Genomic DNA, 12,664 nt, shown 5'->3' with positions numbered 1-12,664 from the left:
GGCCGGGGGGCCAACGCGCCCAAACCCCTCAACCCCCCACCCCCGCCCCGGGGCGGGGCTTCGGTATTCGGACCGCCAGGGGTCAATACACGCTGAACTCCGCGCGGCAGCCCAGGTCAACCCAGATGCCGTCACGCTGGTAGCCCCAGTTGTAGTTGAACTGGCAGCGCGTATGGCTCAGCTGGCGGACGATCTGCGCGTCGCGCAGGCCGCCGGGCACCCGGCAGAAGCGCTGGCGTTCGTCGCGCGACTCGCAGCGAACCACCTGCGGACCGGCGCCGTAGCCAAAGTCCGAATAGCCGCGCTGGTCGTAACCCCGGCCGTAGTCCGCCTGGCGGTAGCCACTGCCCGCGCCCACCTGGAAGCGGCCGCGGCAGCCGTTGCTGACCCAGATGCCTCGGCGGTCGTAGCCCCAGCTGCGGCCCTGGATGCAGGGCGAGCGTGATTCTTGCCGCACCAGCCTTACGCCGCCGCGCGTGTCCACGCCGCAGAAGCGGTTGCGGCCGTCATTGGAGCTGCAGCGAACTTCGGCGGCACCGTAACCGTAGCCGTCGTAATGGCGATAGCGTGAATCCGCCGACGCCGAGAACGGCAGCGCCGCGGCGGCGAGGGCCAGCAGGGCAATCAGGTAACGGGACATGGCGAAGGCTCCTTGGCGTCGACCGACAGTGGCCGCACGGCTGGCAATCTAAGGGTGGCCGCATGAATCGCCGGATAATCCGGCGCCGCGCCGCGGCCAGCGCTTAACGTCCGTTCATGCCCGGTCGAACGGGAACGCCAGCACGTCGGAGATCTTGTCGGTGCCCATCAGCGCCATCAGCAGGCGGTCTACGCCCAGGGCCACGCCAGCGCATTCGGGCAGCTTGGCCAGGCTGGACAGCAGGCGCTCGTCCACGGCCGGCATAGCGGCGTTGCGGGCGCGACGTCGGTCCAGGTCGGCTTCGAAGCGCCGGCGCTGTTCGGCCGCATCGTTGAGCTCGTGGTAACCGTTGGCGACCTCCAGCGGACCCAGGAACACTTCGAAACGTTCGGCCAGCGGTGGATCGCCGTCACGCACCTTCGCCAGCGCGCACTGGCTGGCCGGGTAGTCGTACACCAAGACGATGCGGTTGGCGGGGATGGTGGGCTGGATGAGGTGGGTCATCAGCAGGTCCAGCCAGTCGTCGCGCGTCAGGCCGGCCGGGTCGATGCCATAAACCTGCAGCGGCGAACGCAGCTCGACTTCCGGGGCCAGCATCGGGTCGAAGCCGAACTTGTCCTGGTAGAGCCCGCGGAAACTGGTTTCGCGAACGGTGGCGCGCTTGCCGGCCAGCGCCAGCGCGGCCGTCAGCAGCTCCGTCACTTCGTCCATCAGCTGGTGGTGGTCCAGGCCGACGCGGTACCACTCCAGCATCGTGAACTCGGGGTTGTGGCGCTTGCCGGCCTCACCGTTGCGGAACACGCGCCCCAGCTCGTAACAGTCGCCCACGCCGGCGGCCAGCAGGCGCTTGAGCGGGAACTCGGGCGAAGTGCGCAGCCAGCGCGTGGTGTCGCCCGCCGTGCGCGGGCCGTCGAAGCGCAGCGCGAAGCTTTCGATGTTCGGGTCGGTATTGCCCGCACAAGACAGCTGCGGGGTTTCCACCTCCAGCACGCCGCGCTCGGCAAAGAAGCCCCGCAGCAGCGCATACAGGTCGGCGCGCAGGCGCAGGGCCTTGAGGTTGGCGCTGGGTTTCCAGTCTTTCATGACGCTATTTTACTCCCGCGCCGGGGCCGCCGGATGCGGTGCGATCAGCCGGCGGGGTGACTGTTCAGGAAATCCAGCAGCCTCGCCTCGTCCCAGACCTCGACGCCCAGGGCCAGGGCCTTTTCGAGTTTGGACCCGGCGGCTTCGCCGGCCACCACGAAGCTGGTTTTCTTCGACACGCTGCCCGAGACCTTGGCGCCCAGGGCCTGCAGGCGGTCGCCGGCCTCGTCCCGGCCCATCACGGCCAGGGCGCCCGTCAGCACCACGGTCTGGCCCGCCAGCGGGCCCTGCGCCGAGCGCTGCGGCGCGCCCTCGGTCCAGCGGACGCCGGCCTTGCGCAGGGCCTCCACCACCTCGCGATTGTGCGGCTCGGCGAAGAATCCGGCGATGCGCCTGGCCACCACCGGGCCCACGTCGGGCACCTCGCACAGGGTGGCCTCGTCGGCGTCCATGATCGGCTGCAGCGCGCCGAAATGTCGGGCCAGGGTGCGTGCCGTGGACTCGCCCACGTCGCGGATGCCCAGCGCGAACAGCAGCCGCTCCAGCGAGGTGGCCTGGCTTGCAGCGATGGCTTCGATAAGGTTCTCGGCCCACTTCGTCGCCACCTTGCCGGCCTTGACGGTCTCGGGCACGGTGCCGTCGCGCTCGTCGGCGCGGCGCCTCATGGCGAGGAAGTCGTCGAGGCCCAGCGCGTAAAGATCAGCCACCGTGCGCACGTAGTCGAAGTCCACCAAAGCCTCGACCAGGCTTTCGCCCAGGCCTTCGATGTCCATGGCGCGGCGCGAAGCGAAGTGGATCACCGCCTGCTTGCGCTGGGCGGGGCAGAACAGCCCGCCGGTGCAGACGATGGCGGCGCCCTCGGCATACTCGATGCCGCCGGCCTTGGTCTGTTTGAGCACCTTGCGCACCGCTTCGGTGGGCGAACCGCAGGCCGGGCACGTGGATGGGAATTCGAACGGCGCGTGCAGCGGCCGGCCGTGGGCGTCCAGCGGGCGCTTTTCAGCCACCACGCGCACCACTTCGGGGATCACGTCGCCGGCGCGGCGCACGATCACCGTGTCGCCCACGCGCACGTCCAGCCGCGCGATCTGGTCGGCGTTGTGCAGCGTGGCGTTGGTCACCACCACGCCGGCCACCTGCACCGGCGCCAGCCGGGCCACCGGCGTCAGCGCGCCGGTGCGGCCCACCTGCACCTCGATGGCCTCCACGGTGGTGAGCTGTTCCTGGGCCGGGAACTTGTGCGCGATGGCCCAGCGCGGCGCGCGCGAGACGAAACCCATCGCCTTCTGCTGGTCGTGGTGGTCGAGCTTGTAGACCACGCCGTCGATGTCGTAAGCCAGCGCGTCCCGACGGGCACCGATCGCGGCGTAGTACTCCAGCAGGCCGCCCAAGCCACGCGCCACCGACACTTCCGGCGACACCGGGAAGCCGAAACCGCGCAGCGCCTGCAGCATCTGCGAATGCCTGGCGGGCAGCGTCCAGCCATCGGTGACGCCCAGGCCGTAGGCGTAGAACGCCAGCGGCCGCGCCGCCGCCAGGCGCGGGTCGAGCTGGCGCAGCGACCCCGCCGCGCCGTTGCGCGGGTTGGCCAGCACCTTGCCGCCGGTCTCGCGCATGCGGGCGTTGTAAGCCTCGAAACCGGCGCGCGGCATGTAGACCTCGCCGCGCACCTCCAGCACCGGTGGCGCCTGGCCGCGCAGCCTGAGCGGGATTGCCTTGAGGGTGCGCAGGTTCTGCGTCACGTCTTCGCCAGTGGCGCCGTCGCCGCGGGTGGCCCCGCGCACGAACAGCCCCTGCTCGTAGCGCAGGCTGATCGCCAGGCCATCGAGCTTGGGCTCCACTGAAAACTCAGGCTCCGCCACGCCCAGCTGCTTCTCGATGCGCTGGACGAACTCCGCCACTTCCTCGTCGCTGAAGGCGTTGTTCAAGGACAGCATCGGCTGCTCGTGAACCACCTCGGCAAAGCCCGGCAGCACGCCGGCGCCCACGCGCTGGGTCGGCGAGTCGGCGCTGGCCAGGTCTGGATGCGCCAGTTCGATGGCCTGCAGCTCGCGCAGCAGCGCGTCGTACTCGGCGTCCGGGATGGCCGGGTCGTCGAGTACGTGGTAGCGGTGGTTGGCTTCGTCCAGCAGGCGGCGCAGCTGGGCGGCGCGCGCGGCGGGGGCAGTCATCGCATGAACCTCAGCGGGTGGTTCGCAGGTCCCACTGTTGCTGCTGGCGGTCGTAGTTGCGCAGGTCTTCGCGCAAGTGGGCGATGCGCTGGCGGCCGAGCGCGTTGCGCTCGTCGTCCAGCAGCACGCCGTCGAGCAGTTCGGCCATGCGCTGGGCCGTTGGCAGCATCGCGTCCCAGGCGTCCAGCGCCGACATGGGGCCCGGCAGCGCCATGAAGAAGCTGATGCCCGGCGTGCGCAGGTCCTGGATATGGGCCATGTCGAACGCACCCGGCTTGACCAGGTTGGCCACGCTGAAGATCGGGCCCTGCTCGGGATGGTTGTCCACCAGGCGATGGAAGATGTTCATGTGGCCATAGACCAGGCCGGCCTTCTCGGCCGCGACCACCAGGTCGGGACCCTGCAGCGACTGGCCGGCGCGGGCCGCCAGGAACAGGCTGACCACCTTGTCGAAATTCTCGTCCGGGCGAGCGCCGGCCGTTGGCGCCGCCGCCGGGCGGCGGTCGGGTACGGACTCGCCGGCCAGGGTTTTCTCGAGCAGGTCCAGCTCGGAGTCGGCGATGGCAGCGGCCCGGTCGCCGGTGTCGGCGTCGGCCTGCATCATCTCGCGCAGCGTGGGCTCCTGCCGGGGACCGCTGGCTTCGGCGCGGGGGCTGGCGGTGCGCTTGCCCTGTTCGGGCTTCTTGCGGCTGGTGAACAGGATCACGGCGAACAGGATCACCGCCGCGACGCCGATGGCGATGCGCAATAGTGCGGTTTCGCTGAATCCGTCGAGCATGGTGCGTCTCCTGTTTGCGGTCAGGCCGCGTCTGCGGCCTGCCGTGAAATGATGCCCGAATTCCGCGCCGCGGTCAGGCCGCGCCGACCAGGCGCGAGGCTTCGGCCAGGTCCACCGACACCAGGCGGCTGCAGCCGGGCTCGCGCATGGTGACGCCCGAGAGCTGCTTGGCCGCCTCCATCGTCGCCTTGTTGTGGGTGACGAAGAGGAACTGCACTTTCTCGCTCATCTCGGTAACCATGGCGCTGAAGCGGCCGACGTTGGCTTCGTCCAGCGGCGCATCCACCTCGTCGAGCAGGCAGAACGGCGCCGGATTGAGCCGGAAGATCGCGAACACCAGCGCCACCGCGGTGAGCGCCTTCTCGCCGCCGGAAAGCAGCGAAATGTTGCTCACCCGCTTGCCCGGCGGGCGCGCCATGATCGACACGCCGGTGTCGAGCAGGTCTTCGCCGGTGAGTTCGAGGTAGGCGTGGCCGCCGCCGAACAGGCGCGGGTAGAGCTCCTGCACGCCGGTGTTGACGCGGTCGAAGGTTTCCTTGAAGCGGCCGCGGGTTTCGCGGTCGATCTTCTTGATGGCGGCTTCCAGGGTGTCCAGGGCCGACGTGAGGTCGTTGTTCTGGGCGTCGAGGTAAGTCTTGCGCTCGCCCTGCTCGCCGTATTCCTGGATGGCGGCCAGGTTCACCGGCTCAAGCCGGCGCATCTTGGCGTCGATGTCGGCCAGGTTCTTCTGCCAGCCGTCGAAGTCGGCCTTCTCGGGCAGGGCCTGCAGCACGTCTTCCAGCACCAGGCCGGCGGTGGTGATGGCCTCGGAAAGCTGGCCGGCGCGCAGGGCCAGGGCCTGTTCCTCCATGCGCTTGCCGGAGATCGCCTCGCGCTGGGCCAGCGACTGCTGGTCGCGCTGCTGACGGGTTTGTTCGTAGCCGCGCATCTCGCTTTCGATGCCGTCGAGCGAGGACCGGGCGGCGGCCAGGTCTTTTTCCACGACAACGCGCTGGTCAAGCGCCGCCTGGCGCTCGGCCTGCAGCGCCACCACCGGCGCATCGCCGTCGGCCAGTTGGGCCACCAGTTCGTTAAGCCGCACTTCCAGCTGGGCTTTCTGGCTGCCCATGCGGGCCAGCGACTGGCTGAGCGCGATCACGCGGGCGCGCTGGGATTCGAGCGAAAGCGCGAGCTGGTGCGCGGCGTCGCGCGCCTCGCGGGCGGCGTTGCGGGCAGCATCGCGCTGTTCGCCAAAGCTGCGGCGCTCGGCGTCCAGGCGCTGGCGCTCGGTTTCGAAGTCGCCCATCTTGCCCACGGCCTGCTCGAGGCGGCCGCGCGCTTCGCGGGCGTTGGCCTGCGATTCGTCCAGCGTGGTGCCCAGCGTGGAAAGCTCGCCGTCGATGCGGGTGACGCGGGTCTGCGCTGATTCCAGCCGCCCCTGCTGGCCCTGCAGCTGGCCGGCCAGTTCGGACACACTGCGGTGCGCGAGGTACAGCGAGCGCTGCGCGTCTTCGCGGTGCTGCTCGGCCTCCAGCAGCTTGTCGCGCATGGACGTCAGGCCTTCGTTGAGGGCCTGTTCCTTTTTCGCCAGCGTATCGATTTCGGCGCGCAGCGACTGGATTTCGCGCTCGCGGCCCAGCGCGCCCTGCTGGGCTTCGCCGCTGCGCAGCACGCGCAGCCAGCCGGCACCCAGCCATTCGCCGGTGCGGGTGATCACCGCCTCGCCGTTGCCCAGGCGCACGGCGCGCGCATCGGCGGTGCTTTCGACGGCATGGATGCCCGCCAGCAGACGACGGATGGCTGCGGGGCCCTGCACCTTGGCGGCCAGTGAACCGGCCGGTACGTCCACCGCGTCGTCGCTGGCGCTGACCAGGGCGACGCGACCCTGCGAAAGGCTCGCCAGCGCGTCCAGCCAGTCCGCCGGGGCGTCCACGGTCACCGCTTCAAGCAGGCTGCCCAGCACGGTTTCCACCGCGGTTTCCCAGCCGGCCTCGACCTGCAGCGACTCGCCCAGGCGGGCGTTGTCGGCCACGCCATTGGCCTTGAGCCAGTCCAGCGCCACGTTCTTTTCCTGGCCCAGCGCGGCGTGCTGCAGCGCTTCGAGCGACGACAGGCGGCCGCGCGCGGCCTGGCCCTGCTTGCGGACATCGGCCAGTTCGGACTGCTGCTGGCGCTGGTTTTCCTGCAGCGCGGTCAGCGCGCCCTTGCGCTGTTCCAGCACGGTGCCCAGGCCGTCCAGGCCGGACTTCTGTGCGTCGTGGTCCTGCACCATTCGCGCCAACGCTTCGGTGAGCGCCGCGGTGTCGAGCGTGCCGCGCTCGCTGGCCAGCGCCTCGCGGCGGCGGCCGGCGTCAAGCGCCTGCTTCTCGAGGTATTCGATCTTGGTGCGCTCGACCTCGGCCCAGCGCGCGGCTTCGGCCTGTGCCTTGGCGTAGGTGTCCCAGCGCTGCTGCCAGTCCTGCAGCGCCGCTTCGGCGGCGCGCAGGCCGTCCTGGCGGCCGGTGTCTTCGGCGCGCAGCGCTTCCAGCCGGGGATCGGCCGCGGCGATGGCGTTGTGCAGTTCGGCCAGCTGGCGTTCGTCGCCGCTGATGTGCTCGCCCACCTGCGCGAACGCCGCATCGGCTTCGGCGCGCGCCGTTTCCAGGCGCTGGCGCAGTTCGCGCTGGTGCTGGATCTGCTGCTCGATGCGGGCCAGCTCACCGCCCACGCGGTAGACCTCGGCCTGGGCCTTGCCCAGCCGCTCGCTGGCTTCGCCGTGCTGGCTGCGGCAGGCCTCGATCTGGGCCTCCGCCTGGCGCTGGTCGGCCAGCAGGGCCTGCAGCTTGATCTCGTCCTGGGTCAGGGTTTCGTGCAGGGCCTTGAGGTCGGTGTCGAAGCGGCGGAACTCGAGCGCCTTGAGCTGGGCGTCCTTGTTCAGGCGTTCGGCCTGCAGGGTCTGGTACTGCTCGGCGGCGCGGGCCTGGCGCTTGAGGTGTTCGAGCTGCTTGTCCACTTCCTCGCGCAGGTCGTTCAGGCGGTCGAGGTTTTCGCGGGTGGCCTTGATGCGCGATTCGGTTTCCTTGCGGCGCTCCTTGTACTTGGAGATGCCGGCGGCTTCTTCCAGGTACACGCGCAGGTCTTCGGGCCGGGCCTCGATGATCTGGCTGATCATGCCCTGCTCGATGATCGAATAGCTGCGCGCGCCAAGACCGGTGCCCAGGAAAAGGTCGGTGATGTCGCGGCGGCGGCAGCGGGCGCCGTTGAGGTAGTAGTTCGACTGGCCGTCGCGGCTGACCATGCGCTTGACCGAGATTTCAGCGTAGCGGGCGTATTCGCCGCCGATGCTGCCCTCGGAATTGTCGAACACCAGTTCCACCTGCGCCTGGCTGACCGGCTTGCGGGTGGAAGAACCGGAGAAGATGACGTCGGTGAGCGAATCGCCGCGCAGGCGGCTGGCCGAACTCTCGCCCATCACCCAGCGGACGGCGTCGATGATGTTGGACTTGCCGCAGCCATTGGGACCGACCACGCCGGTCATGTTGGTGGGCAGGTGCAGCACCGTCGGGTCAACGAAGGATTTGAATCCGGACAGCTTGATGGTGGAAAGGCGCATTCGTTTTTTTTCTCAAGCAGCCGGCCAGTGGTCGCCGGCCACGGGACGCCAGGGGCGCCCCGCCGCAGGGTCGATGGGAAGCTCGCGGGCGGGGCGGCCATTCACGCCAAGTGATTGAATTAAATGGCGTTGATGGGACCCCGGCACGCGGCCGTGGGCCAGTATACCAGCGGCCCCGCCAGGCTCCCTGCCCCTTTCAGGCCTCGGACGTGGTGCGGGCGTGGATGGACAGGGCGTGGATGTCGGTGGTCATCAGCTCGCCCAATGCCGCGTAGACCTTGCGGTGCCGCGCCAGCGGCGCCAGCCCGGCAAAGGCCTCGCTGACCACGCTGACCGCGAAGTGGCCGCGGCCGTCGCGCGCGCCGGCGTGGCCGGCGTGCTTGTGGCTTTCGTCCTCCACTTCCAGCGACACGGGCGAGAGCGCAGCCTCCAGCGCGGCGCGGATCGCGGCCGGACGCTGGTCGCGCGGCAGGGTCACGGCAGCACCAGCCGGAAGGGGCTGATGTCCACGCGGGCATAAACCCCGCCCGCCACGTAGGGATCGTCGTCGGCCCAGGCGCGGGCTTCGGCCAGCGAGCCGAACTCGGCCACGATGATGCTGCCGGTGAAGCCGGCCGGACCCGGGTCCTCGGCATCGATCGCCGGCAGCGGCCCGGCTATCTTCAGGCGACCGGCGTCGCGCAGCGCTTCCAGCCGCGCCAGGTGCGCCGGGCGCGCGGCCTTGCGGCCCTCGAGTGAGTTCGGGTGGTCAATGCCGTGGATCAGGTACCACATGGTCAGACTCCTGCTGGGCCCGTCGCCGCGCGTCTTCGCGACATTCACCGGGCAATTGCGCGACTTTAGCCCAGGCCGCGTGGGCACAGCCACGAGAGGGGTCGCCGCGGGGGCGCCACGCAGGGCACAATCAGCGGATGCCCGAACGCTTTCAGCTCCATCCCGTCAATCCGCAGGTCCGCCTGATCGAGAAGGCGGCTGCCATCCTCAAGGCCGGCGGCCTCGCGCTGGTGCCCACCGACGCCGGCTATGCGTTGGCCTGGAGCCTGGACGGGAAAGAGGCCGAAGAGCGGGTGCAGCGCCTGCGTGAACTGGACAGCAAGCACCCTTTCACCTTACTCTGTCGCCAATTGAGTGAGGCCGGCCGCTTGGCCCGGCTAGACGATCCGGCCTTCCGGCTGATGCGATCGCTGACCCCGGGGCCCTGCACGTTCATCCTTCCGGCCTCCTCGGACCTGCCCAAGCGCATCAAGAACAGCGGCCGAAGCAAGCGCCGCGACATCGGCATACGCCTCCCCGACCACGTGGTCACCCGGGCGCTGCTGGAAGCGATGGGCGAGCCCTTGCTGTCAACCAGCCTGTTGCTGCCGGATGAAACCGATCCGGAAAGCCACGAGGCCGAGGTGGTCGCCGAGCGCTGGCTGCGCTGGGCGGATGTGATGCTGGACGCCGAGGACTGCGAGCCCGGCCCCACCAGCGTGGTGGACTGCACGGGCGACCAGCCCGAGGTCGTCCGCCAGGGCTTCCATCCCGTTTCACTGTGACTTTGCGACCAGGCCAAGCCTTGACGTCGTGACCCTGCAGCACCGTTGCCCTGCCCCACCCCGGCCCCCAGGGGCCAGCTCCAAGCGAGCCACACCCCATTGCATGAGCCTTTGATGAGCGAAATCACCGCGATCCCAGCGGAGCAGCCGGCGTTCCCGGTGCAGCCGCAGCAGCAGGAAATGCCGCTGGCGGTGTACAAGGGCCAGCCGGTGCTGCAGATGCCGCAGGACCTGTACATCCCGCCCGACGCGCTGGAAGTGATCCTGGAGGCCTTCGAGGGCCCGCTGGACCTGCTGCTGTACCTGATCCGCCGCCAGAACCTGGACATCCTCGACATCCCGGTGGCCGAGATCACCCGCCAGTACGTCGACTACATCGGCGTGATGGAGGACATGCGCTTCGAGCTGGCCGCCGAATACCTGGTCATGGCCGCCATCCTGGCCGAGATCAAGTCGCGCATGCTGCTGCCGCGCCCGCCCAGCGACGAAGGCCTGGAGTCCGACCCGCGCGCCGAGCTGGTGCGCCGCCTGCAGGAGTACGAGCGCTTCAAGAAGGCCGCCGAGGACATTGACGGCCTGGACCGCCTGGAGCGCGACACCCACGTGGTGCACGCCCACCTGCCCGAGCGCGCCGCGGTGAAGGTGCCGCCGCCGGTGGACCTGCGCGAGATGCTGCTGGCCCTGCGCGACGTGCTCAAGCGCGCCGACCTGTTCACCCACCACGCCATCCGGCGCGAGGCGCTCAGCGTGCGCCAGCGCATGGGTGAAGTGCTGGGCAAGCTGGGCGACGGCAAGTTCCACGCCTTCGAAAATTTGTTCAACGCCGAGGAAGGCCGCCTGGGCGTGGTGGTCACCTTCCTTTCCGTGCTGGAGCTGGCCAAGGAACAACTGCTCGAGATCGTGCAGGATGCGCCGCCTGCGCACGCCGAAGTGCACACCGCCAAGCCGCCGGCGCTGGCGCCGATTTACGTGAAATCCCTGGCCGCCGGCGATCGCGACAGCGATCTCGAACTGCCCACCCCCACCTCTGACGGCGGCGACGATGCCGACGCCTGATTCCGGAAACTACCAAGCGATGGACCCGACCCTGATCCGACAGATCGTCGAAGCCGCCCTGCTGGCCGCTCCGCAGCCGCTCACCCTGGCGCAGCTTGCCGGGCTGTTCCCCGAAGAAGAACAGGCCCCGCCGGGCTCGATCGAACAGGCCATCGCCGAACTGCGCGACGCCTGCGCCGACCGCGGCGTGGAGCTGGTGGAGGTGGCCTCGGGCTTCCGCTTCCAGGTGAAGGCCGACGTGCACGCCTGGGTGGCGCGCCTGTGGACCGAGCGCCAGACGAAATACACCCGCGCCACGCTCGAGACCCTGGCGCTGATCGCCTACCGCCAGCCGATCACCCGCGGCGAGATCGAACAGATCCGCGGCGTCAGCGTCAACGCCAACATGATCAAGATGCTGGAAGAACGCGAGTGGATCCGCTCGGTCGGCCACCGCGACGTGCCGGGCCGCCCGGAACTGTTCGGCACCACGAAGACCTTCCTCGACTATTTCGGCCTCAAGAGCCTGGACGAGCTGCCGCCGCTGGCCGAACTCAAGGACATCGCCGAGCTTGATCCGCAGCTGCCGTTCGACATTCCCTCGGGCGTGGCGAAGGCGGCGCTGGCGGCACCGCTGGACGAAATGGATTTCGACGCCGACGCCGATACCGATGAAAGCGAAGACGACGACATCGCCGGCGAAGGCCACCTGATTTCCAACGACGACGACACGGCTGGCGAAGGCCACCTGGTTGGCGGCGAAAGCAACGAAAGCAACGAAGACAACGACGGCACCGTCGAGACGACGCCGGCCCCTACCACTGATGAGGCCGGCGACACCGCCGAGCCGGAGCAAAAGCAATGAGCGACAAGATCAAGAAAACCCTGTCCCTGAAACTCAAGGGCAGCGAGTCCGCCACCGCCAAGGTCGAAGAGCGCCTGCACAAGGTGCTCGCCCAGGCCGGGCTGGGCTCGCGCCGCGCGCTCGAGGAGCGCATCGCCCAGGGCCTGGTGAAGGTCAACGGCGTGGTCGCGCAGACCGGCCAGTCGGTGAAGGGCGGCGACCGCATCGAACTCGACGGCAAGGTGTTCGTAGCCACCGCGCTGACCGAGCCGGCCAGCGTGCTGGTCTACAACAAGCCCGAAGGCGAAGTCACCACGCGCGAGGATCCAGAAGGCCGCCCCACCGTGTTCGAATCGCTGCCGCGCCTGAAGGGCGCGCGCTGGATCGCGGTCGGGCGCCTGGACATCAACACCACCGGCCTGCTGCTGCTGACCACCGACGGCGAGCTGGCCAACGCGCTGATGCACCCGTCCAGCGGCATCGCCCGCGAGTACGTCTGCCGCATCCACGGTGAAGTGCCCGATCCGGTGGTGCATCGCCTGGCCAAGGGCGTGGAGCTCGACGACGGCCCGGCCAAGTTCGACGAGATCGAGCGCATCGGCAGCTCCGACTCGCACGCCTGGTTCAAGGTGGTGCTCACCGAAGGTCGCAACCGCGAGGTTCGCCGCCTGTGGGAGTCGCAGGGCTTCAACGTCAGCCGGCTCAAGCGCGTGAAGTACGGCAGCGTGCACCTGCCCCGCCTGCTCAAGCGCGGCCAGTGCGAGGAAATGACGCCCGAGGCGGTCGAGAAGCTGCGCGCCCAGTTCCAGCTCGAGCAGAACCCGCCGGTGCTGACCCTGCAGCCGGTGATCGGCCAGCGCAAGTCGCGCCCGACCGAAATCCGCATCGGCAAGGACCGCAAGCAGACGTCATACGTGAACGGCGCGGTGGACGACGAGGCGCGCGAGCTGCGCCGCTTCGACACCTTCCGCTAAGACAAGCCCGGCCGCGGCCGCGGTCGCGGC

9 protein-coding genes and 2 pseudogenes are annotated in these 12,664 nt (G+C 69.3%); 4 read left to right on the top strand and 7 right to left on the bottom strand.

Going from position 1 to position 12,664, the window contains the following annotated elements:
* Positions 1-82: 82 nt before the first annotated feature.
* The 7 genes from K0M70_RS05460 to K0M70_RS05430 form a co-directional block, all read right to left on the bottom strand.
* Positions 83-640 carry a DUF3011 domain-containing protein gene (locus K0M70_RS05460; RefSeq protein ID WP_290780344.1) on the bottom strand — a complete coding sequence of 186 codons (558 nt, stop codon included), beginning with the start codon at positions 638-640 and terminating at the stop codon, positions 83-85.
* Between the two features lie 114 nt (positions 641-754).
* Entirely contained in the window at positions 755-1,723 is a 969-nt protein-coding gene (epmA, locus tag K0M70_RS05455) for an EF-P lysine aminoacylase EpmA (protein ID WP_290780341.1), read from the bottom strand.
* Between the two features lie 44 nt (positions 1,724-1,767).
* Positions 1,768-3,894: an NAD-dependent DNA ligase LigA gene (gene ligA, locus K0M70_RS05450; RefSeq protein WP_290780339.1), complete on the bottom strand. Its 2,127-nt coding sequence runs from the start codon at positions 3,892-3,894 to the stop codon at positions 1,768-1,770.
* A gap of 10 nt (positions 3,895-3,904) precedes the next feature.
* Positions 3,905-4,672, bottom strand: coding sequence for a cell division protein ZipA (gene zipA / locus K0M70_RS05445; protein ID WP_290780337.1), 768 nt, complete (start codon positions 4,670-4,672; stop codon positions 3,905-3,907).
* A 73-nt stretch (positions 4,673-4,745) separates the two neighbouring features.
* Positions 4,746-8,243 (bottom strand): chromosome segregation protein SMC, encoded by a 3,498-nt coding sequence (gene smc, locus K0M70_RS05440; RefSeq protein WP_290780334.1) that lies wholly within the window; start codon positions 8,241-8,243, stop codon positions 4,746-4,748.
* A gap of 196 nt (positions 8,244-8,439) precedes the next feature.
* The gene (locus K0M70_RS05435) at positions 8,440-8,715 is read right to left on the bottom strand and encodes a BolA family protein (protein WP_290780347.1); all 276 of its coding nucleotides are present in this window, start codon (positions 8,713-8,715) and stop codon (positions 8,440-8,442) included.
* A gap of 2 nt (positions 8,716-8,717) precedes the next feature.
* Positions 8,718-9,017 carry a YciI family protein gene (locus K0M70_RS05430; RefSeq protein ID WP_290780331.1) on the bottom strand — a complete coding sequence of 100 codons (300 nt, stop codon included), beginning with the start codon at positions 9,015-9,017 and terminating at the stop codon, positions 8,718-8,720.
* Positions 9,018-9,154: 137 nt separating this feature from the next.
* On the opposite strand from K0M70_RS05430, the gene K0M70_RS05425 reads away from it, so the two are divergent.
* The 4 genes and pseudogenes from K0M70_RS05425 to rluB form a co-directional block, all read left to right on the top strand.
* Positions 9,155-9,781 carry an L-threonylcarbamoyladenylate synthase gene (locus K0M70_RS05425; RefSeq protein WP_290780328.1) on the top strand — a complete coding sequence of 209 codons (627 nt, stop codon included), beginning with the start codon at positions 9,155-9,157 and terminating at the stop codon, positions 9,779-9,781.
* Between the two features lie 114 nt (positions 9,782-9,895).
* Positions 9,896-10,837, top strand: a complete 942-nt coding sequence (locus K0M70_RS05420) for a ScpA family protein (RefSeq protein WP_290780324.1) — start codon at positions 9,896-9,898, stop codon at positions 10,835-10,837.
* Between the two features lie 19 nt (positions 10,838-10,856).
* Positions 10,857-11,636 (top strand): annotated as a pseudogene (scpB, locus tag K0M70_RS05415) (SMC-Scp complex subunit ScpB); the annotation flags it as partial.
* Between the two features lie 41 nt (positions 11,637-11,677).
* Positions 11,678-12,631 (top strand): annotated as a pseudogene (gene rluB, locus K0M70_RS05410) (23S rRNA pseudouridine(2605) synthase RluB); the annotation flags it as partial.
* Positions 12,632-12,664 lie beyond the last annotated feature (33 nt).

The sequence above is a fragment of the Arenimonas sp. genome (genome assembly GCF_019459675.1).
Classification (GTDB): domain Bacteria; phylum Pseudomonadota; class Gammaproteobacteria; order Xanthomonadales; family Xanthomonadaceae; genus Arenimonas.
The sequence above is the reverse complement of the archived record's forward strand: the minus strand, read 5'-3'. Positions and strand labels throughout refer to the sequence as shown.

What these genes read in the sequence shown, in the direction of transcription:
- epmA (WP_290780341.1), bottom strand. Translation starts at nt 1,723, where the DNA reads ATGAAAGACTGGAAACCCAGCGCCAACCTCAAGGCCCTGCGCCTGCGC.
- ligA (WP_290780339.1), bottom strand. Translation starts at nt 3,894, where the DNA reads ATGACTGCCCCCGCCGCGCGCGCCGCCCAGCTGCGCCGCCTGCTGGAC.
- K0M70_RS05430 (WP_290780331.1), bottom strand. Translation starts at nt 9,017, where the DNA reads ATGTGGTACCTGATCCACGGCATTGACCACCCGAACTCACTCGAGGGC.
- K0M70_RS05460 (WP_290780344.1), bottom strand. Translation starts at nt 640, where the DNA reads ATGTCCCGTTACCTGATTGCCCTGCTGGCCCTCGCCGCCGCGGCGCTG.
- smc (WP_290780334.1), bottom strand. Translation starts at nt 8,243, where the DNA reads ATGCGCCTTTCCACCATCAAGCTGTCCGGATTCAAATCCTTCGTTGAC.
- zipA (WP_290780337.1), bottom strand. Translation starts at nt 4,672, where the DNA reads ATGCTCGACGGATTCAGCGAAACCGCACTATTGCGCATCGCCATCGGC.
- K0M70_RS05425 (WP_290780328.1), top strand. Translation starts at nt 9,155, where the DNA reads ATGCCCGAACGCTTTCAGCTCCATCCCGTCAATCCGCAGGTCCGCCTG.
- K0M70_RS05420 (WP_290780324.1), top strand. Translation starts at nt 9,896, where the DNA reads ATGAGCGAAATCACCGCGATCCCAGCGGAGCAGCCGGCGTTCCCGGTG.